The sequence below is a fragment of the Bradyrhizobium nanningense genome, assembly GCF_004114535.1.
GTDB lineage: Bacteria > Pseudomonadota > Alphaproteobacteria > Rhizobiales > Xanthobacteraceae > Bradyrhizobium > Bradyrhizobium nanningense.
The window spans coordinates 249,726-270,617 of the sequence record NZ_LBJC01000024.1 but is presented as its reverse complement, the minus strand read 5'-3'; the positions used below and the strand labels follow the sequence as shown (position 1 = coordinate 270,617).

The window sequence follows — 20,892 nt, the reverse complement described above, 5'->3', positions numbered from 1 at the left end:
GGAGCTAAGCCAGGAACAACGCAGCCAGCGCGACTGCCGCCGGCAGTGCCTGCACGATCAGGATGCGGCTGCTGACGGTCGCGGCGCCATAGGCGCCGGCCACGATCACGCAAAGCAGGAAGAACGCCTTGATCTGGAATGCGAAGGCCGGGTTGCCGTGGACGAGACCCCAGATCAGGCCCGCGGCGAGGAAACCGTTATAGAGGCCCTGATTGGCGGCCAGCACCTTCGTGATCTCGGCCTTCTCCGGTGTGTTGCGAAACACCTTCAGGCCCTGCGGCTTGTCCCAGAGAAACATCTCCAGGATCAGGAAGAAGACGTGCAGCGCGGCGACCAGCGCCACCAGGACATTGGCGATCAGAATCAAGGTGAGCTCCCCCAAAGCGTCAGCTTTCGGGTGGACGTTAGCACGGCCGGCATGGCAAGTGCGACGGACACGTTTCGATGCAATGGTGTCGCAATGGCCAGCCGGTCAACCAAACCCTCCGTCAGCTTCGGCCTCGATCGCCTGACGACGCCGATCGGCATCGCGCTGCTCGTCACCGATGCCGAAGGTGCCTTGCGCGCGCTCGACTGGGACGATTACGAGCACCGCATGCGCGAGCTCCTGCGCCTGCATTACGGCGCGGTCGATCTGAGCGACCAGCCTGCGCCCGCGGCCATGCGGACGGCACTGTCGGGCTATTTCGAGGGCGATCTCGGCCAGCTCTCGGGTATCGCCTGGCGGATCGCCGGCACGCCGTTCCAGCAGAAGGTCTGGACTGCGCTCGCGCAAATCCCCGCCGGCACCACGTTGAGCTATGGCGCGATGGCCGCGAAGATCGAGATGCCCAAAGCGATTCGCGCCGTCGGCCATGCCAATGGCTCCAACCCGATCAGCGTGGTGCTGCCATGCCACCGGCTCATTGGCGCGGATGGCTCGCTGGTGAAGTATGGCGGCGGGCTTGAGCGGAAGAGGTGGCTGCTAAGGCACGAGGGGGTGGAGATCTAGCCACCCTGTCATTCCGGGGCGCGCGTAGCGCGAACCCGGAATCCATCGGGCAACACCGACGGTGCCGATGAATGGATTCCGGGCTCGCCGCTGCGCGGCGCCCCGGAATGACGAATGGAGAGGGCCGCGCGCCCCGGAATGACGAGAAACCTCACGCCGCCGGCTGAACTGCCTTGTCGCCGGCCATCACATGGGTCAGTGCGCTCTTGATCGCGGCTTGGCGGGTCGGCGCGTTGATCTGTGCGCCCAGGAGATCAGTGACGTAGAACACGTCGCGCGCGCGCTCGCCGAAGGTCGCGACGTGGGCTGACGCAATGTTGAGGTTGAGTTTCGAGATTGCCGTGGTCAGCTCGTAGAGCAGGCCGGGCCGGTCGAGGCCCGAGACCTCGATCACGGTGTAGCGGTCGGACCATTGGTTGTTGATGGTCACTTCCGGCTCGATCACGAACGGCTTCGCCTTGCTGCGCACGGTGCGCCGCGCCACCACCTCCGGCAGGCGCAGCTTGCCTTCCAGCACGTCCTCGATCATCTCGCCGATGCGGGTGGCGCGCCGTCCCTCGTCCTCGTCGCGGTCGTATTCCCGGGAGATCGAGATGGTGTCGAGCGCGCGGCCGTCGGTCGTGGTGTAGATCTGGGCGTCGACGATGTTGGCGCCGGCCGAGGCGCAGGCGCCGGCGATGATCGAGAGCAGCCAGGGATGGTCGGCCGCGAAGATCGTCAGCTCGGTGACGCCGCGCACCTCGTCGAAGCCGACGTTGATCGCGAGCTTGTGGCCGGCCTGCTCGCTGGAGCGGACGAAACGGGCGTGACGGATCTTGCGCGGCAGCTCAACCTTGAGCCAATAGGCCGGATAGTGCCGGCCGATATAGGCATCGAGCTCGTCCTCCGGCCATTCGGCAAAGGCCATGCGGAATTCGGCATAGGCAGCCGCGAGGCGCTTGCCGCGATCGACCTCGGAGAAGCCGCCTGTGAGCACCGGCTCGGTCTCGTAGTAGAGCGAGCGCAAGAGCTGCGCCTTCCAGCCGTTCCACACGCCGGGACCGACGCCGCGAATGTCGGCGGTGGTGAGGATGGTCAAGAGCTTCATCTGCTCGACCGACTGCACCACGGCGGCGAAATTCTCGATGGTCTTGCGGTCGGACAGGTCGCGCGACTGCGCGACCGTTGACATGGTCAGATGCTCCTCGATCAGCCAGGCGATGAGCTCGGTGTCGGCCGGACTGAAGCCGAGCCGCGGGCAGAGCCGGCGCGCCACCTTGGCGCCGGCGATCGAGTGATCCTCCGGCCGGCCCTTGGCGACGTCGTGCAGGAGCGTCGCGATATAGATCACCGCGCGGTGCTCGGGCCGGGACTTGCGCATGAGGTCGCTGGCGAGCGCGAACTCCTCGACGCCGCCGCGCTCGATGTCCTGCAGGAAGCCGATGCAGCGGATCAGGTGCTCGTCGACGGTGTAGTGATGATACATGTTGAACTGCATCATCGAGACGATCTTGCCGAAGGCCCGGATGAATTGGCCGAGCACGCCGGTTTCGTTCATCCGCCTCAGCACGATCTCCGCATTGTCGGAGGTCAGGATCTCCATGAACAGCCGGTTGGCCTCGGGATTTTCGCGAAGCTGCGCATTGATCAGGCCAAGCGACCGCGTCACGTCGCGCATCGCATCCGGATGGAAGGCGAGGTTGTTCTTCTGCGCCAGGCGGAAGATGCGGATCAGATTGACCGGATCGTGCTTGAAGACGTCGGGCGCGGCGACGTTGATGCGGTTGTTGTCGACGATGAAGTCGTCGCTTTCAGGGACGCGCCGCTTCACCGCGGTCGGCCGCAGGCGCGCCATCATCCGGCTCAGCACCGGCGCGGGCTTGGCCTGCTGGTCCTCGAGCTTGGCACAGAGGATGGCGGTGAGGTTGCCGACTTCCTTGGCGACCAGGAAGTAGTGCTTCATGAAGCGCTCGACGTCCTGCATGCCGGGATGCGAGGTGTAGCCGAGCCGCACCGCGATCTCGCGCTGAAGGTCGAAGGAAAGGCGCTCCTCGGCGCGGCCAGAGTAGAAATGCAGATTGCAGCGCACCGACCAGAGGAAATCGGCGCAGCGGCGGAAGGTGCGGTATTCCTGCGCGTCGAACACGCCGCGCTCGACCAGCTCGCTGGTGTCGCGGACGCGGTAGACGTATTTGGCGATCCAGAACAGCGTGTGCAGGTCGCGCAAAGCGCCCTTGCCGTCCTTGACGTTGGGTTCGACCAGATAGCGCGACTGGCCGCCGCGGCGATGCCGCTCCTCGCGCTCGGCGAGCTTTGCGGTGACGAATTCCGAGGCGGTGCCCTGCACCACCTCCTTGTCGAAGCGCGCGACCAGCTCGTCATAGAGCGGCTTGTCACCGGTCAGGAAGCGCGTCTCCAGGATCGCGGTGCGGATGGTCATGTCGCCGCGCGCCTGCCGGATCGACTCGTCGACCGAGCGTGTGGCGTGACCGACCTTCAGCCCCATGTCCCAGAGGCAATAGAGGATGGCTTCGGCGACCTGCTCGCCCCAGGCGGTCTGCTTGTAGGGCAGGATGAACAACAGATCGATGTCGGATTCGGGCGCCATCAGACCGCGGCCGTAGCCGCCGGTCGCGACAACCGCCATGCGCTCGGCGCCGGTCGGGATCGGCGAGCGGTAGAGATGCCGGGTCGCCGCCGAATACAGGATGCGGATGATCTCGTCCTGGACGTGACACAGCCGCTCGGCGCAGCGACGGCCGTGGCGGTCCTTCAAAAGGATTTCCTGTGCCGCCGCGCGCGCCGCGATCAGCTCGGCCTTGAGCAATTGAGCCATGGCCGTGCGGAACGCGTCTTCGCGTCCCTGATGCTTTTCGGCGAGCGCATCGACCGCGGCGGTGATCCGCGCAGTGTCGAAACGATCGTCCACCTCTGCCCTGTGCTCAGTCGTGACGCTGTCCATGTCTCATCGGATATAAGAGGTGGCAGGCGCTGTCACGAGACTTCGTGAGAGGTCGACGGGTGAACCTGGTTACCCAGATGGGAGGGCCGCGGCGCCGCTCTTGATAAGCGTCCGTAACATAATGAATATACTGGAGTTTCCGGCTTGAGTTCCGGACGCTCATGGCAGCCTTCCATCAATCACGGGCTGACACGAAACGGATCGCCTTCTATACCGCTCGTCAGATGCGATATGCCGGGAGAGAACGAAAATGGACGCCGCCCAACTGCGCCAAATGCAGGCTCCGATCAAGGAGCGCTACAAGACCGATCCCAAGACCGCGCTGATCACACTGAAGGCCAAGGGCTCCACCGATAGCGAAGGCATCGCCTGCAAGGTCGAGACCGGCCGCGCCATCGCGATGGCCGGCCTGCATCCGGCGACCGGCGGTTCCGGTCTCGAGCTCTGCTCCGGCGACATGCTGCTCGAAGCCTTGGTCGCCTGCGCCGGTGTCACGCTGAAATCAGTTGCGACCGCGATCGAGGTGCCCTTGAAGACCGGCAATGTATACGCCGAGGGCGATCTCGATTTTCGCGGCACGCTCGGCGTCGACAAGGAGACCCCTGTCGGCTTCGCCGAGATCCGTTTGCGCTTCGAGGTCGACACCGACGCGCCGCAGGACAAGCTCGATCTTCTGCTCAAGCTGACCGAGCGCTATTGCGTGGTCTACCAGACCATCAAGAACGGCCCGAAGGTGTCGGTGTCGATGCAGCGGATGTAAGGCGCGAGGCGCAGCACAACAATCGGTGTCGTCCCGGGGCGCGCTGCTTGGCGCGAGCCCGGGAACCCATAACCCCAAGCCGTCGTGATTTCAGACGGCCGTTGCTCCAGCTCATAAACCACTCCGGCCTGTGGTTATGGATTCCGGGCTCGCGCTTTGCACGCCCCGGAATGACAGACAGATGTCCCCCGACCTCCACTTCATCCTCTTCCTTCTCCTGCGCATGGCGATCGCGGCGGCGTTCGTCGTGACGGCGTCGATCATCACCGAACGCGCGGGACCGGTGATCGGCGCGCTGGTCGCGACCCTGCCGGTGTCGGCCGGTCCATCCTACGTCTTCCTCGCGCTCGACCACGACGCCGCCTTCATCGCGCAGGGCGCGCTGGCGAGCCTTCCGATCAATGCGGCGACGATCTTCATGTGTCTCACCTATGTCGTGCTGGCGCAGCGGCACGATCTTCTGGTGAGTTGTGGCAGCGCAGTCGCGGTCTGGATCGTGCTTGCTTCGATCGTCCGTCAGTTCGACTGGGCGCTCACCGCCGGGCTGGCCGCTAACCTGATCGCCTTCGGCATCTGCATTCCGCTCCTGAGCGGCTATCGCCATGTGAAAATGCCGCTGGTGACGCGCCGCTGGTATGACGTACCGATGCGAGCTGCATTGGTGGCGACCCTCGTCGCCATCGTTGTTTCGACCTCGGGCTGGGTCGGTCCCCGCATCAGCGGCATCATCGCGCTGTATCCCGTGGTCTTCTCCAGCATCATGGTGATCCTGCATCCGCGCATCGGCGGCCCGCCGACCGCCGCCGTGCTCGCCAACTCCGCCTGGGGCCTGCTCGGTTTCGGCACGGCAATCGCAGTTCTGCACGTTGCGGTCGTGTCGTTCGGCTCGGCCGTCGGTCTGTGTCTCGCGCTCGGCACCTGCATCGCCTGGAATCTGACGCTGTGGGGGATCGGCCGGCGAGCGATGCACAAGGCGCGACAGCAGCCGTAAGACTACGGATCAGCGCGACGCCACGTCGCGAAGAGTCGTGTCCGGCATGCTCGATGGCAATGCCGCATCTTCGCAAGCCATTGAATGAGATGCGTCATTTCAAGTCGTGCCGCGGCCGGGACTGATCGGCACGTGGACAGAGGTCGTTTTGGTTCCCGCCGATTTCCGACACTTGTATTAGAACTTTGTTCGAGCTTTTCCCGTACGAACTATCTTGCATACCCGCTTCCGCTGTCGTCGGCGTGAAACTTTGTCCGATCTGTATCCGACTGTACGGACCCGCGGGATGATTGGAATGCAGCTGTGGCGCCGCAGGGGGGCATCCCGGCGGATGTGTCCTTCCAGGCATTATTTCGAGATGGAGATTCTTTGATGTTCGGTCGCAAGTCCCAGATTGATGCACAAGCACGGCTCGATGCGATCGGCCGCTCCCAGGCCATGATCGAATTCAATCTGGATGGCACGATTATCACGGCCAACAAGAACTTTCTCGACGCCCTCGGTTATCAGCTTGACGAGATCCAGGGCAAGCACCATTCCATGTTCGTGCCGGCCGACCAGCGCGACAGCGCCGACTACAAGGCGTTCTGGGCTGCGTTGAACCGTGGCGAGTGTCAGGCGCGCGAGTTCAAGCGGATCGCGAAGGGCGGCCGCGAAGTCTGGATCGAAGCATCCTACAATCCGGTGCTCGACGGCAACGGCAAGACGGTGATGGTCGCCAAGATTGCGACCGATATCACCGCGAAGAAGATGCGGAGCATGACGGATGCTTCGAAGATCGCCGCCATCAGCCGCGCCCAGGCCGTGATCGAGTTCAGGCTCGACGGCACCATCGTCACCGCCAACGAGAATTTCTGCAAGGCGCTCGGCTATTCGTTGTCCGAGATCGAGGGCAAGCACCATAGCCTGTTCGTGGCCGAGGCCGACCGCAACAGCGCGGCCTATCGCGAGTTCTGGGCTGCGCTCAACCGCGGCGACTACCAGGCCGGCGAGTTCAAGCGTATCGGCAAGGGCGGCCGCGAGGTCTGGATTCTCGCTTCCTACAACCCGCTGCTCGACGAGGCAGGCAAGCCGTACGGCGTCGTCAAGTTCGCGACCGACGTCACCGCGGAGAAGCTGAAGAATGCCGACCTCGCCGGTCAGATCGCGGCCATCGACAAAGCGCAGGCCGTGATCGAGTTCAACATGGACGGCACGATCATCACCGCGAATGCCAACTTCCTCGCCACGCTCGGTTATTCGCTGGCCGAGATCAAGGGCAAGCATCACAGCATGTTCGTCGAGCCCAACGAGCGCGACGGGGTTGCTTATCGTGAGTTCTGGGCGGCGCTCAACCGCGGCCAGTACCAGGCGGCCGAATACAAGCGCATCGGCAAGGGCGGCAAGGAGGTCTACATCCAGGCGTCCTACAATCCGATTCTCGATCTCAACGGCAAGCCGTTCAAGGTCGTCAAATATGCCACCGACACCACCAAGCAGGTGCTGGTCCGCATGGGCAACGAGCGCGTGCGCGGCATGATGGAATCGGTCGCGGCGGGCTCCGAGGAGTTGAACGCCTCGGTCCGGGAGATCTCCGAAGCGATGACGAAGTCCCGCGAGACCGCGATGAGCGCGGTGGAGCAGGTCTCCTCGGCCGATGCACAGGCACAGCGCCTTACCGAGGCGGCGCAGTCGATGAGCGGCATCGTCGAGATGATCAACAACATCACCGGCCAGATCAATCTGCTCGCGCTCAATGCCACGATCGAATCCGCCCGGGCCGGCGAAGCCGGTCGCGGCTTTGCCGTGGTCGCCTCCGAGGTGAAGAGCCTCGCCAATCAGGCCAAGCAGGCGACCGACAAGATCGGCCAGGAGATCGGCAGCCTCAACGGCATCTCCGGCGACGTCGTCAGCGCGCTCGGTTCGATCAAGCAGGCCATCAACAATGTCAGCGAATATGTGACCTCAACCGCTGCGGCCGTCGAGGAGCAGAGCACGGTGACGAACGAGATGTCGACCAGCATGCAGCGGGCGGCGGCAGAAGCGGCGGCGATCGCGGCGCGGGCGTAGGTAGGCGTTTCTCTTTCGGCGCAGACACCGTCGTAGCCCGCATGTCGCTTCGCTCATTTGGGCTACGGCACCGTCACTGCTTCGGCAGCTTCGCCTTCAGCGCATACAGTGCATCGAGCGCCTCGCGCGGCGACATCTCGTCCGGATGCAGCGCCTTCACGGCCTCCATCAGCAGTTCGGCTTCGCTCGGCGGGGCGGCTTCCGCCGCGGCACGCGAGGGCACGGCGAACAGCGGCAGATCGTCCACCAGCGCGCGCGCGGTCTGGCCGCGGTCCTGCGCCTCCAGCTTGGAGAGCACCGATTTCGCGCGCGTGATCACCGCGGGCGGCAGGCCGGCGAGTTTGGCCACCTGGATGCCGTAGGAGCGGTCGGCCGAGCCCGGCAGCACCTCGTGCAGGAACACGACATTGCCCTGCCACTCCTTCACCCGCACGGTGGCATTGAACATCCGCGGCAGCTTGGCCGAGAGCGCGGTCAGCTCGTGATAATGCGTGGCGAACAGGGTGCGGCAACGGTTACTCTCATGCAGATGCTCGATCGCGGCCCAGGCGATCGAGAGTCCGTCGAAGGTCGCGGTGCCGCGGCCGATCTCATCCAGGATCACGAGCGAGCGCTCGCCGGCCTGGTTCAGGATTGCCGCGGTCTCGACCATCTCCACCATGAAGGTGGAACGGCCGCGCGCGAGATCATCGGCGGCGCCGACGCGCGAGAACAGCCGGTCGACGATGCCGATCCGCGCCCGCGTGGCCGGCACGAAGCTGCCGATCTGGGCGAGCAGCGCAATCAGCGCGTTCTGACGCAGGAAAGTCGATTTGCCGGCCATGTTGGGACCGGTGAGCAGCCAGAGCTGGCCGGATTTTTGACCAGGAGCCGGCGAGAGATCGCAGGCATTGGCGATGAACGGTTCGCCATTGCGCTTCAGGGCCTGCTCGACCACGGGATGGCGGCCGGCTTCGATCGCAAAGCCGAGGGAGTCGTCCACCTCCGGTCGCACGTAATTATCGTCGACCGCGAGTTTCGCCAGCGATGTTGCGACGTCGAGCAAGGCAAAAGCGTGGGCGGCGGCGCGCAGGTCGTCGCTGATCGCCATGGCCTTCGCTGACAGCCGCTCGAAAATCTCGAGCTCCAGTCCAAGGGCGCGGTCGCCGGCATTGGCGATCTTGGCCTCGATCTCGCCCAGTTCCGAGGTGGTGAAGCGCACCTGCCCCGCCAGCGTCTGGCGATGGATGAAGGTCGCGTTCAACGGGGCCGACATCAGCTTGTCGCCGTGCTGCGCGGTGACCTCGACGAAATAGCCGAGCACGTTGTTGTGGCGGATCTTGAGGCCCTTGACGGAGGTCGCGTCGGCGTAGCGGGCCTGCATCGAGGCCACCACGAGACGCGAGGCGTCGCGCAGATTTCGCGCTTCGTCGAGGGCAGGCTCATAGCCCTGTCGAACGAAGCCGCCGTCACGCTTGATCAGCGGTAACTGCTCGTCGAGTGCGCTGGCGAATTCCGCCGCCAGCTGGCGCGACGGCCTTTGCAGCGCTGCCATCACCGCTGCGATCTCCTGCGGCGGTTGATCCAGTTCGGAAAGCCGCGTCAGCACCTGGTCGGCGGCGATGATGCCGTCGCGGATGCCGGCGAGATCGCGCGGCCCGCCGCGACCGACCGAGAGACGGGCCAGCGCCCGCGACATGTCGGGCGCGCCGCGCAAAATGCTGCGGATGTCCTCGCGTGCGGCTGAATCGGCGACGAAGGTGCTGACCGCATCGAGCCGCCGCGCAATTGCGGGCGCATCCGTCAACGGTGCCGCCAACCGCTGCGCCAGCAGGCGCGATCCCGCCGACGTCACGGTGCAGTCGATCGCGTCGAGCAGCGAGCCGCGGCGTTCGCCCGCGAGCGTTCGCGTCAGCTCGAGATTGGCGCGGGTGGCCGGATCGATCGCCATGGTCGCGCCCGAAGCCTCGCGCGCGGGCGGCGACAGCGGCGGATGCTTGCCGACCTGGGTGCGGTCGACATAGGTGACGGCGGCGGCCGCCGCGGTGGCCTCGAGGCGCGTGAGCTGTGCCAGCCCGTCCATGGTCGCGACCGCAAAATAGTCGCACAGCCGCTTTTCGGCGGTGGCGCCATCGAACACGTCGCGGGTCAGCGGCGTCACGGCCGGCAGCTCGCGCAGGGTCTGTCCGAGCTCGCTGTCGTTGAAGAGTGCGTCGGTGACGATCGCCTCGTTCGGATTGATGCGCGCCAGCGTCGCGGCGAGCTCGCCGCTGGAGCATTCGGTGACCATGAATTCGGCGGTCGAGATGTCGATCCAGGCGAGGCCGAAACGGTCGCCGCCGCCGGAGGCGCGGGCACGCGCGATCGCCAGCAGGTAATTGTTGGCACGCGCATCGAGCAGCGTGTCCTCGGTCAGCGTGCCCGGCGTCACCAGCCGCACCACGCCGCGGCGGACCACGCTCTTGTTGCCGCGCGCTTTCGCAGCGGCGGGATCCTCGGTTTGCTCGCAGACCGCGACGCGGTGACCGGCCGAGATCAGGCGGTGCAAATAGTCCTCGGAGCGCTCGACGGGCACGCCGCACATCGGGATGTCGGCGCCCTGATGCTTGCCGCGCTTGGTCAAGACGATGCCGAGCGTCTTGGAGGCGATTTCGGCGTCCTCGAAGAACAATTCGTAGAAATCGCCCATCCGGTAGAACAGCAAGAGGCCCTGGTGCGCCGCCTTGATCTCCAGGTATTGTTCCATCATCGGCGTGACGCGCGCGGCGGCTTCCGCCGGCGCTGCGGGCGCTTCGTCGGGGGGCGGGACGGGTATCGGCTGTTGCACTGTCATGGGCGGCGCAACCTACAAAATTTCGACACCTGCTCCTATCGCTTTGGCCGGGAAGGGGAGGTTTTCCACGTTGTCCGCATTGCGGCATGCGTGGCCGGCGTGCAGACCCCTCGGAACACGCGTGCATCGGTCAATTGACCTGCCGCGGGCGCCCTCCTAAAACTCCGCCGACATTGAAGAATTTGGGCCGAACCGCGGCATTCAGGGAGAACAACGATGCGTGACGTCTTTATTTGCGATGCCGTGCGGACCCCGATCGGCCGCTTCGGCGGCTCGCTCGCCAAGGTGCGCGCCGACGATCTCGCCGCCGCTCCGATCAAGGCCCTGATGGCCAAGCACCCCAATCTCGACTGGGCGCAGGTAGACGAAGTCTTCCTCGGCTGCGCCAACCAGGCCGGCGAGGACAACCGCAACGTGGCGCGCATGGCGCTCCTGCTTGCAGGCCTGCCGGATTCGGTTCCCGGCCAGACCCTGAACCGCCTGTGCGCCTCCGGCCTCGATGCGGTCGGTGCTGCCAGCAGGGCCATCCGCTCCGGCGAGATCGAGCTGGCCATCGCCGGCGGCGTCGAGTCGATGACCCGGGCGCCGTTCGTGATGGGCAAGGCGCAGGAGGCCTTCTCGCGCTCGGCCGAGATCTTCGACACCACGATCGGCTGGCGCTTCATCAATCCATTGCTGAAGGCGCAGTATGGCGTCGACGCCATGCCGGAGACCGGCGAGAACGTCGCCGAGGAATTCCAGGTCTCGCGCGCCGACCAGGACGCCTTCGCCATCCGCTCGCAGCAGCGCGCCGGCAAGGCAATCGCCGCCGGCTATTTCGCCGAGGAAATCACCCCGATCACCATTCCCGGCGGCAAGGCCGGCCCTATCACCGTCGACAAGGACGAGCATCCGCGCCCCGAGACGACGCTGGAAGGCCTCGCCAAGCTGAAGCCGATCGTGCGCAATCCCGGCACCGTGACGGCCGGCAACGCCTCCGGCGTCAATGACGGCGCTGCCGCGATGATCCTGGCCTCGGAGCTGGCTGTGAAGAAGCATGGCCTGACGCCCCGCGCCCGCATCCTCGGTCTTGCCTCGGCCGGCGTGCCGCCGCGCATCATGGGCATCGGTCCGGTGCCCGCGACCCGCAAGCTGATGGAGCGCCTCGGCAAGAAGATCAGCGATTTCGACCTGATCGAGCTCAACGAGGCCTTCGCGTCCCAGGGCATCGCCTGCATGCGCCAGCTCGGCGTGCCTGATGATGCCGATTTCGTCAATCCGCATGGCGGCGCCATCGCGCTCGGTCATCCCCTCGGCATGAGCGGCGCGCGCCTCGCGCTCACCGCCGTCCACGGCATGGAAAAGCGCGGCGGCAAGCTCGCACTCGCCACCATGTGCGTCGGCGTCGGCCAGGGTGTGGCCGTTGCGATCGAGAAGCTGAACTGACCGGACGCTTAGCGTCCGGTCATCCCGGAGCCGCCCGATAGGGCGGAGTCCGGGATCTCGAGATTCCGGGTTCAGCCCTGTCGGGCTGCCCCGGAATGACAGGGAGAAATTAGCGGCATGATCATCGAGCGCGAGCAGGACGTCACGGCCGCGGCACTGGCGGTGATGGAGCAGACCTCCGATCCGCGCATGCGCCAGATCATGCTCTCCCTGGTCAAGCATCTGCATGCCTTCATTCGCGACGTCCGCCTGACCGAGAAGGAGTTTCGCGACGCCACGGCGATCGTGGCCGAGCTCGGCAAGCTCTCGACCGACACGCACAACGAAGCCGTGCTGATGGCAGGCTCACTCGGCGTTTCCTCATTGGTGTGCCTGCTCAACAATGGCGATCAGGGGAATACGGAAACCGATCAATCACTGCTCGGGCCGTTCTGGCGGCTGAACTCGCCGCGGGTCGAGAACGGCGGCTCGATCGTGCGCTCCGAGACCCCGGGCGCGCCGCTGTTCGTCAGCGGCCGCGTTGTGGGTCAGGATGGCCGTCCCGTTGCCGGCGCCGAGGTCGATGTCTGGCACGCCTCCCCGGTCGGCCTCTACGAGAACCAGGATCCTGAGCAGGCTGACATGAACCTGCGTGGCAAGTTCACGACCGACCAGGATGGGCGCTTCTCCTTCCGTTCGGTGATGATGGTCGGCTATCCGATCCCGACCAATGGCGTGGTCGGCCGCTTGCTGGCGGCGCAGAGCCGGCATCCCTATCGTCCCGCGCATCTGCACGCCCTGATCTTCAAGCCCGGATTCAAGACGCTGATCTCGCAGGTCTACGACCCCGCCGATCCGCATATCGACAGCGATGTGCAGTTCGGCGTGACACGGGCGCTGATCGGCAAGTTCCAGCGCCATGACTCGCCGCATCCGGCAGTGCCGGACGTCGTCGCGCCCTGGTATTCGCTCGATCACACCTATCGGCTCGAAGCCGGCGAGGCCACGCTGCCGCGGCCGCCGATCAAATAGGGCCTTCGGACCAAATCCGGCGCGCAGGCGGGCCGCTAAACCTGCTTCCCCAAATTAGTTATGTCCTATAATGATTGGCGGACGTTGACCGGCCGGACCACAATGGCCGGGGAGGAGTTCGCCAATGACATTCATCTATCCGACCGACAGCAACAAGGCGCATCCTTTGCCGCTGTCGCCCGACTACAAGAGCTCGATCAAGCGCGCGCCGAACAAGCCCTTGATCCCGATGCGTCATACGCTGTCGGAGCTCACCGGTCCGGTCTACGGCCACGAGACCGTGCGCGAGGGCGACAACGATCTCACCCGCCAGCACAGCGGCGAGCCGCTCGGAGAGCGCATCATCGTCCACGGCCATGTGCGCGACGAGGATGGCCGGGGCGTGCCGAGCTCATTGGTCGAGATCTGGCAGGCCAATTCCTGCGGGCGTTACGTCCATGTCCGCGACCAGCATCCGGCGCCACTCGATCCGAATTTCACCGGCGCGGGCCGCACTGTGAGCGATGCCTCCGGCTATTACCGCTTTGTGACGATCAAGCCCGGCGCCTATCCGTGGGGCAATCACCACAATGCATGGCGGCCGGCGCACATTCATCTGTCGGTGTTCGGCCATTCCTTCGTCACGCGCCTCGTGACGCAGATGTACTTCCCGGCCGATCCGCTGTTCCCGTTCGACCCGATCTTCAACTCGGTGCCGGACGAGAAGGCGCGGGCGCGCATGGTCTCGTCGTTCGACCTCGAGAATACCCAGCCCGAATGGGCGCTGTGCTACCGCTTTGACATCGTGCTGCGCGGCAAGAACGCCACCCCCATGGAGAACCATTAAGTGCAAGAGTCTGGGAAGCCCAATGGGATCACGCCATCGCAAACCGTCGGTCCGTTCTTCAAATACGGCCTGACGCCGACCGGCGAGTACGCCTGGAACGACGCGTTCACCAACTCGACGCTGACCCCCGACGTCACGGGTGATCGCGTCCGTATTGAAGGCCGCGTGTTCGATGGCGATGGCGTCGCCGTGCCGGATTGCATGCTGGAGATCTGGCAGGCGGACGCGCAAGGCCGCTTTGCCGACCCGCAGGACAAGCGTGCGCTGCCGAATGCGAGCTTCCGCGGCTTTGCCCGTTGCGGCACCGACAAGGACGGCAATTACGCATTCGAGACCATCAAGCCGGGCGCGGTGCCGGATCCCGACGGCAAGCCGCAGGCGCCGCACATCCTCGTCGCGGTGTTCGGCCGCGGCATGCTGCGGCATCTCTACACCCGCATCTATTTCAGCGACGAGGCCGACAACTCAGCCGACCCCGTGCTGTCGCTGGTACCCGCTGATCGCCGCGCCACGTTGATCGCGGTGCGCGAGGCCGGCAAATCGGTCTATCGGCTCGACTTGCGGCTCCAGGGCGACAACGAGACGGTGTTCTTCGACATCTGAGGCCATGAGCGCCGGGCGGCCCGGTCCTCGGCGCGCAGTCTCATGCAGGCTCGCACGGTCTCTTCCTGCGTTGGTGCGTCAGCGTTGCTGACTCAAATACGGCTGGCTCGAGCCCAATTCCCGTGGTTATGCGGGGTTTCTCCCGATGCAATTTCAGCGCGAAGCAATTCCGTATTTACCGCATTGGTCTAGGGTGGATCCAGTTTCGACTCCACCCTGGATTGTTTCATGAAATTTCGTCTGTCTTTATCCTCTGCGATCATTGCATTCGGCATCGTTCTCGCCATCGGCTTTGCCGCGGTGGTTTCGACCAGTCTGTACGCCCTAAAAGAGCTCAAGGTCGGCGGTCCGCTCTACTCCGACATCAAGCTCGGCAACGACCTCATCGCGGACATCCTGCCGCCGCCGGAATATGTCATCGAGGCTTATCTTGAGGCGACCCTGGCCATGCGCGAGCCGGATCAGCTGGCGGCCCACGGCGAACGGCTGGTTCAGCTCCGCAAGGACTACGATGAGCGCAAGGCATTCTGGGTCTCCTCCAGCCTCTCGGCCGACCTGAAGACGGCGCTGGTGCCGAAATCCGACGCCGAGGTGCAGAAATTCTGGAAGGCGTCCGACCAGCTCCTGCCGGCCCTCAAGGCCAAGGACGCGGCTGCGTCCGAACGCGCCTATGCCGCGCTCAAGGACGCCTACACGGCGCATCGCGCCGTGATCGACAGCATCGTCGAGAACGCCAACAAGCAGAATGCCGCCATGGAAAAGCTGGCCGCGGACCGCGACGGCGCGATGCTTTGGATCCTCCTGGGCGTCTCTGCCGCCGTCCTCACCTTCATCGCCGCGGGATTGCTCGGCGTCGCGCTCGGCGTGGTGCGCCCGATCGTGCGCATGACGGAAACGATGCAGAAGCTTTCGACCGGCGATCTCGCCGCCGACATTCCGTTCGCGCACCGCCAGGACGAGGTCGGCTCGATGGCGGGGGCGCTCCAGGTGTTCAAGCAGGCGGCGGTCGAGAATTCCCGCCTGCGCGAGGAACAGTTGCGGCAGGAGCAGGAGGCGGCGCTGGCCAAGCGCTCGGCCCTGCACCAGATGGCCGAGACCGTCGAACGCGAGACCGGCCGGTCGGTCGACACGGCAAGCGCGGCGAGCCATGGCGTCGAGCGGGCTGCCACCAGCCTGTCCGAGATCGCAAGTTCGCTCTCCGCGCAGTCGCAGGCCGTTGCCGCAGCCTCCACCCAGGCCCTCGGCAGTTCGCAGACCGTCTCGGCCGCAGCTGAAGAGCTGAGCGCCTCGATCCGCGAGATCGCGAGCCAGGTCGCGCGGACCAGCACGGTCACGAAATCGGCGGTCGCCGGCCGCGAGCAGGCGCGCTCGACCATCCAGGCGCTGGCCGGATCGGTGAAGAAGATCGCCGAGGTCACCGACCTCATCGGCGGCATCGCCGGCCAGACCAACCTCTTGGCGCTCAACGCCACGATCGAGGCAGCGCGCGCCGGTGAGGCCGGTCGCGGCTTCGCCGTGGTCGCCGCCGAGGTGAAATCTCTGTCGGATCAGACCGCCAAATCCACCGAGGAGATCGCGCGGCTGATTGCCGAGATCCAGGCCTCGACGCAGGCTGCGGTCGATGCCGTCGAGACGATGGGAGGGCACATCGTCGAGATCGACGGCGTAGCGACCTCGGTTGCCGCCGCGATGGAAGAGCAAGACGCCGCGACGCGGGAGATCACGCGATCGATTTCAGAATCGGCGTCCGCGGCGAAAGAGGTCTCGGCCAAGATCGGCAATGTCAGCCGCGACGCCGCGTCCGTGAACGAGCGCGCCGCGGAGGTCAGGCAGGCGATCGCCGGCATGGCGGCTAATCTCGAACAGCTGCGGTCGGTCGTGGTGCGGACGGTGCGCGATTCGACCGCAGCAGCCTGAGCCTGGGGCGATGCCTGCCGCTGGTGCCGATGGTTGTGATCGTGCAGTATGGTCCGGGACAGGGGCATCGTGGCTATGACACCTCCACAACTGCCGGCGGTCGTTGAGCCCGCCCGACTGACAGCCGCGCTACGCCGAGGCGGCGTGCTGGACGCCGGCGCGGTCCGTGAGGTGAAGGTGCTGCATCAGCACCCAGCCTTGGTGTCGCAGGTCATCCGCCTTGGGCTGCGCTATGTCGGAGAATCCGCCGGGGCACCGCACTCCGTCATCCTCAAGATGCCGCAGCCGACCTACGCCAAGACATTGGTCAATTCCGGTCGGCACGAAGTGGCCTTCTATACCCAGCTCGCGCCGACAATGCCGCCGGGTGTGGCGCCGCGCTGCTTCGACGGGCATTTCGACGAGGAGAGCCTTGTCTGGCATCTCCTGCTCGAAGATCTCACCGATAGTCATGAGATCGCAACCCAATGGCCGCTGCCACCCTCGCGCGAACAGGCAATGGCGATCGTCACGACACTGGCGCGCTGGCATGCGGCCTGGTGGGACCATCCCGATCTCGGCGAGACCGTCGGTGACTGGATGAGCGCCGCTGATACGTCAAAGTTGATGGAGACCTTTGCTGGCCATTACGATCGTTTCGCCGATCTTCTTGGCGACCGCCTGAGCGAAGAACGACGTATCCTTTATCGTCGGTTCATCGAGCAGTCGGATCGTTTGCTCGAGCGCTATCATTCCCATCGGCATCTCTCTATTGCCCACGGCGATGCTCATACCTGGAATTTCCTGCTGCCGCGCGCTGACACTGCCGGCACCGTGCGCATTTTCGATTTCGACCAGTGGCGTATCAACGTGCCGACCCACGACCTCGCCTACATGATGGCGACGCAATGGTATCCGGAGCGTCGGCAGACGCTCGAGCGCCAGCTGCTCAACCGCTATCATGAGACCCTGATCTCGCACGGCGTAGCCGGTTATACGCGCGGCGCACTCGACCAGGACTACCGCCGGTCGGTGCTCTGGCACATCACCAAGCCGGTCTGGCAATGGAGTATCAACCTCCCGCCACTGATCTGGTGGAACAATCTGGAGCGGGTGTTTGCGGCGGTGGATGATTTGGGGTGCGAGGAATTGTTGTAGAGGCGCGCCGCAAATTCGGTGTCGTCCCCGCGAACGCGGGGACCCATAACCACAAGCAGCAATTTGGCGCGAGACTGGTAACTCCGAGTCTTCGCCAAGTCTCTCCCTGTGGTTATGGGTCTCGGATCTGCGCTCCGCTTCGCTGCGCTTGTCCGGGACGACGGCGGAGATCGTAGCTCGATCGCGCCTACTCCATCACCGCATGTTCCGGCCCCGCGGTCTGCTTGCGCAGCGTGGCCTTGGTCGAGCCGATCAGCAAAGCGAGCGGGATGGTGCAGAGGATGAAGAGCATCACCAGCTGATAGTCATGCGCGAAGGCGATGATCTGCGCCTGCACGCTGACCATCCTGTCCGCCATGGCGCGTCCGGCGTCGGTGGACAGGTTGATCAGGCCTCTGACGTCGGGCATCTGCAGCGCGTGGTTGAACGGATTGACGTGCTCGGAAAGGATCGCATAGGTCCGCCGCGTTCCCTGCGTCAGCTCGGCGATGACGACGGAAATGCCGACCGAGCTCGCGACGTTGCGCATCAGGGTCAGCATCGCGGTGCCGTCGGTGCGCAGATCGTTCGACAGCGTCAGGAACGCCACGGTCGAGAGCGGCACGAAGACCAGGCCGAAGCCGAAGCCCTGGATGACGCTGACGGTGACGATTTCCGGCACCTGGGTCAGATCGGTCCAGCCGGTCATCTGGAACAGCGAGCCCGCGGTCAGCGTCAGGCCGGAGATGATCAGCGTGCGCGCCTCGAAATAGCGCATCATGCGGCCGACCAGCATCATGGCGAAGAAGGTGCCGAAGCCGCGGCTCGCCAGCAAGAGGCCGGCGGTGATGATGGGATAGCCGATCACGTTCTGCATGTAGGGCGAGGCCAGCGCCATGGTCGAGAACAGCACGAGCCCCATCACGATCATGAACACGCAGCCGGTGACGAAGTTGCGATCCCGAAACAGCGCGAAGCGGATGAACGGGGTCGAGGTCGTGAACGAGTGCGCGAGGAAGAAGTAGAACGCCACCGCCGAGACGATGAATTCCGCGACGATCTCGCCTGACTCGAACCAGCCCAATTGCTCGCCGCGGTCGAGCGCAAGCTGAAGCGCGCCGATCGCGATCGCCAGCGCGGCGAAGCCGAACCAGTCGAATTTGAGGCTGAGGTCCTTCCTGGTCTCGTCCATGAAGACGATCAGCCCGAGCACCGTGATGACGCCGAACGGCAGGTTGACGAAGAACACCCAGTGCCAGGAATAGGTCTCGGTCAGCCAGGCGCCGAGGGAGGGGCCCATGATCGGGCCCATCATCACGCCCATGCCCCAGATCGACATCGCCTTGGCACGCTCCTGGAGCGTGTAATAGTCGAGCATGACCGATTGCGACAGCGGCACCAGAGCGGCGCCGAACACGCCTTGCAGCAGGCGGAACAGCACCATCTGGTTGATGTCCTGCGCAAGGCCGCACAGCACCGAGGCCATGGTGAAGCCGGCCGAGCAGATGATGAAGATGCGCTTGCGGCCGAAGCGGTTGGCGATCCAGCCCACCGGCGCCGTCATGATCGCGGCGGCGACGATGTAGGAGGTCAGCACCCAGTTGATCTGATCCTGCGAGGCCGACAGCGTGCCCTGCATGTAGGGCAAGGCGACGTTGGCGATGGTGGTGTCCAGCGCCTGCATGATGGTCGCGGTCATGGCGCAGATCGTCACCATGTTCCGGCGCAGGCCGGGGACCATCAGATTGGCGTTGGGACCGGACATCCGATCAGTCCTTGTCAGTCTTTATCTTGGCTCGCGGTCGCCGATAGGCCGAGCAGGCCGGCGAGCGAGCGCCGATGGCCGGTGTCGATGGTGGCATAGACGCTCATGCCGGCCTTCAGCTTCCGTACGTATTTGTCGGTCTCGTTGAAATAGATGCGGATCGGCACGCGCTGCACCACCTTGACGAAATTACCGGTGGCGTTCTGCGGCGGCAGGATCGCGAATTGCGCGCCGGTGCCGGGCGAGAGCGAGCCGATCCTGCCCTTGAAGACGTGGTTCGGGAACGCGTCGACCTCGAGCGTGACGGGCTGCCCCTCGGTGACGTGAGTGAGGTCGCTCTCCTTCGGATTGGCGTCGACCCAGGGATGGGCGACGTCGATGATGGAAAATACCGGCGTACCGGCGGTGACGAAACGGCCGAGCTGGATCTGCTCGACCTGCGTTGCCACGCCATCCATCGGCGCGCGCAGCACGGTGTGATCGAGGTTGCGCTGGGCATCGTCCAGCTTGGCTTTCGCCTGTGCGTAGGGCGGGAATTGCTCCAGCGGCAGTTCGGTGTCGCCGAGCAGCTGGGTCTTGGCGTTGGAGAGCTGCTGCTTGATGTATTGCGCCTGCGCGCCGGCGGTGACCAGTGCATTCGAGGCGTTGTCGAGATCGAGCTGCGAGCCGAAATTGTTCTTCACCAGCGCCTGCTTGCGCTCGACGTCCCGCTTCTTCAGATCGATGCCCTGCTGGGCCAGATCGAGCATGTCGCCATAGATCTTGATGTTGGCGACCAGGTTGTCATAGGTCGTGCGCGCCTGCGCGAGCTGCGCCTTGGCCTCCTCCACCGCCAAGCGGAACGGAACGGAGTCGATCTCGAACAGCTCGTCGCCGCGCTTGACCGACTGGCCTTCCTTCACGACCACCTTCAGAATCTTGCCGGAGATGTCGGGCGTCACCAGCACCTTCTGAGCGCCGACATAGGCGTCGTCGGTGCCGACATAGCGGCCGCCATGCAGGTAGAACGTGAGGCCGCTGATGGCGGCGATAACAGGCAGCACGACCAGGAGCAGGAAGCGGCGATAGCGGCGTAGGCCCGCCAGCAGGCGCCGGCGCGGATCTGTGCCGGCCTTCTTGGTCGGCTTGCCGCTGTCGGTCTTCTGCTCGGGCTGGAACTTGAGGACTTGGTCAGCCATAGCGCTGCTCCTTACGTGCTTGCTCCGCGCCGGATGTCTGGATCGCGGTGCGCACGTTTTCCTTGATGGTTTCGAGCTGGGTGAGGAGGCGATGGGCGTCCGCTGGCGTGATGCCGTCGAGAGCGTTGGCCGTCAGCTCGGACTTCAATCCGCTCATCCGGCCCAGCAAGTGGCGGCCGGCCTTCTTGAGATAGAGGCGCTTGACGCGGCGGTCCGAAGCATCGCTGCGGCGCTCGATCCAGTCATTGTCGCAGAGCTTGTCGATCAGACGTGTCAGCGTGATCGGCTGCATCTCGAGCAATTCGGCGAGTTCCGACTGCTTCATGCCCTCGCTGCGCTCGACCTTGGCCAACACCGCCCATTGCGCGCGGGTGATGCCGAAGCGGGATGCCTCCTTGTCCGCATAGACGCGCAAGAGGCGGTAGAGCTCGCCCAGTGTGAACAGGAAGTTCTGGTCGACAGAGCCGCGGCTCATGAGCTTGGTCTCCAGTAAGCTTGGCATATAAT

16 protein-coding genes are annotated in these 20,892 nt (G+C 64.8%); 10 read left to right on the top strand and 6 right to left on the bottom strand.

Annotated elements, in window-relative coordinates:
- Nucleotides 1-4: 4 nt before the first annotated feature.
- Entirely contained in the window at nucleotides 5-361 is a 357-nt protein-coding gene (locus tag XH84_RS18815; protein WP_181769670.1) for a DUF1304 domain-containing protein, read from the bottom strand.
- Nucleotides 362-460: 99 nt separating this feature from the next.
- Between XH84_RS18815 and XH84_RS18810 the strand changes: the two genes are divergently transcribed.
- Complete coding sequence (locus XH84_RS18810) at nucleotides 461-991, top strand: methylated-DNA--[protein]-cysteine S-methyltransferase (protein WP_128922788.1); 531 nt, start codon at nucleotides 461-463, stop codon at nucleotides 989-991.
- A 151-nt stretch (nucleotides 992-1,142) separates the two neighbouring features.
- On the opposite strand, the gene XH84_RS18805 is transcribed toward XH84_RS18810, so the two are convergent.
- On the bottom strand, nucleotides 1,143-3,932 hold the full coding sequence (locus XH84_RS18805) for a [protein-PII] uridylyltransferase (protein WP_128922789.1): 2,790 nt from the start codon (nucleotides 3,930-3,932) through the stop codon (nucleotides 1,143-1,145).
- Between the two features lie 250 nt (nucleotides 3,933-4,182).
- On the opposite strand from XH84_RS18805, the gene XH84_RS18800 reads away from it, so the two are divergent.
- From XH84_RS18800 to XH84_RS18790, 3 genes are all read left to right on the top strand, one after another.
- A complete protein-coding gene (locus tag XH84_RS18800) occupies nucleotides 4,183-4,692 on the top strand; it encodes an OsmC family protein (protein ID WP_097661553.1) in 510 nt (169 codons plus the stop codon).
- Nucleotides 4,693-4,873: 181 nt separating this feature from the next.
- The gene (locus XH84_RS18795; protein WP_128922790.1) at nucleotides 4,874-5,683 is read left to right on the top strand and encodes a hypothetical protein; all 810 of its coding nucleotides are present in this window, start codon (nucleotides 4,874-4,876) and stop codon (nucleotides 5,681-5,683) included.
- Nucleotides 5,684-6,055: 372 nt separating this feature from the next.
- A complete protein-coding gene (locus tag XH84_RS18790; RefSeq protein WP_128922791.1) occupies nucleotides 6,056-7,732 on the top strand; it encodes a methyl-accepting chemotaxis protein in 1,677 nt (558 codons plus the stop codon).
- Between the two features lie 73 nt (nucleotides 7,733-7,805).
- Here XH84_RS18790 and mutS read toward each other — a convergent pair whose 3' ends face one another.
- On the bottom strand, nucleotides 7,806-10,544 hold the full coding sequence (gene mutS, locus XH84_RS18785) for a DNA mismatch repair protein MutS (RefSeq protein ID WP_128922792.1): 2,739 nt from the start codon (nucleotides 10,542-10,544) through the stop codon (nucleotides 7,806-7,808).
- A 216-nt stretch (nucleotides 10,545-10,760) separates the two neighbouring features.
- Between mutS and pcaF the strand changes: the two genes are divergently transcribed.
- From pcaF to XH84_RS18755, 6 genes are all read left to right on the top strand, one after another.
- Complete coding sequence (pcaF, locus tag XH84_RS18780; RefSeq protein WP_128922793.1) at nucleotides 10,761-11,969, top strand: 3-oxoadipyl-CoA thiolase; 1,209 nt, start codon at nucleotides 10,761-10,763, stop codon at nucleotides 11,967-11,969.
- 117 nt (nucleotides 11,970-12,086) lie between these two features.
- Entirely contained in the window at nucleotides 12,087-12,980 is an 894-nt protein-coding gene (locus XH84_RS18775) for a dioxygenase family protein (RefSeq protein ID WP_128922794.1), read from the top strand.
- A gap of 124 nt (nucleotides 12,981-13,104) precedes the next feature.
- On the top strand, nucleotides 13,105-13,806 hold the full coding sequence (gene pcaH, locus XH84_RS18770) for a protocatechuate 3,4-dioxygenase subunit beta (RefSeq protein ID WP_128922795.1): 702 nt from the start codon (nucleotides 13,105-13,107) through the stop codon (nucleotides 13,804-13,806).
- Entirely contained in the window at nucleotides 13,807-14,409 is a 603-nt protein-coding gene (gene pcaG / locus XH84_RS18765; protein WP_128922796.1) for a protocatechuate 3,4-dioxygenase subunit alpha, read from the top strand.
- 228 nt (nucleotides 14,410-14,637) lie between these two features.
- Nucleotides 14,638-16,326: a methyl-accepting chemotaxis protein gene (locus XH84_RS18760; RefSeq protein ID WP_128922797.1), complete on the top strand. Its 1,689-nt coding sequence runs from the start codon at nucleotides 14,638-14,640 to the stop codon at nucleotides 16,324-16,326.
- 48 nt (nucleotides 16,327-16,374) lie between these two features.
- Nucleotides 16,375-17,463 (top strand): phosphotransferase, encoded by a 1,089-nt coding sequence (locus XH84_RS18755; protein WP_128922798.1) that lies wholly within the window; start codon nucleotides 16,375-16,377, stop codon nucleotides 17,461-17,463.
- Nucleotides 17,464-17,650: 187 nt separating this feature from the next.
- On the opposite strand, the gene XH84_RS18750 is transcribed toward XH84_RS18755, so the two are convergent.
- Genes XH84_RS18750 through XH84_RS18740 form a run of 3 tightly spaced genes read right to left on the bottom strand, consistent with a single transcriptional unit; the run spans nucleotide 17,651 to nucleotide 20,860 of the window.
- The gene (locus XH84_RS18750; RefSeq protein WP_128922799.1) at nucleotides 17,651-19,207 is read right to left on the bottom strand and encodes an MDR family MFS transporter; all 1,557 of its coding nucleotides are present in this window, start codon (nucleotides 19,205-19,207) and stop codon (nucleotides 17,651-17,653) included.
- 14 nt (nucleotides 19,208-19,221) lie between these two features.
- A complete protein-coding gene (locus XH84_RS18745; protein WP_128922800.1) occupies nucleotides 19,222-20,385 on the bottom strand; it encodes an HlyD family secretion protein in 1,164 nt (387 codons plus the stop codon).
- Nucleotides 20,378-20,860 carry a MarR family winged helix-turn-helix transcriptional regulator gene (locus XH84_RS18740; RefSeq protein ID WP_128922801.1) on the bottom strand — a complete coding sequence of 161 codons (483 nt, stop codon included), beginning with the start codon at nucleotides 20,858-20,860 and terminating at the stop codon, nucleotides 20,378-20,380. Before XH84_RS18740 ends, XH84_RS18745 begins: the two co-directional genes overlap by 8 nt.
- Between the last annotated feature and the right edge of the window lie 32 nt (nucleotides 20,861-20,892).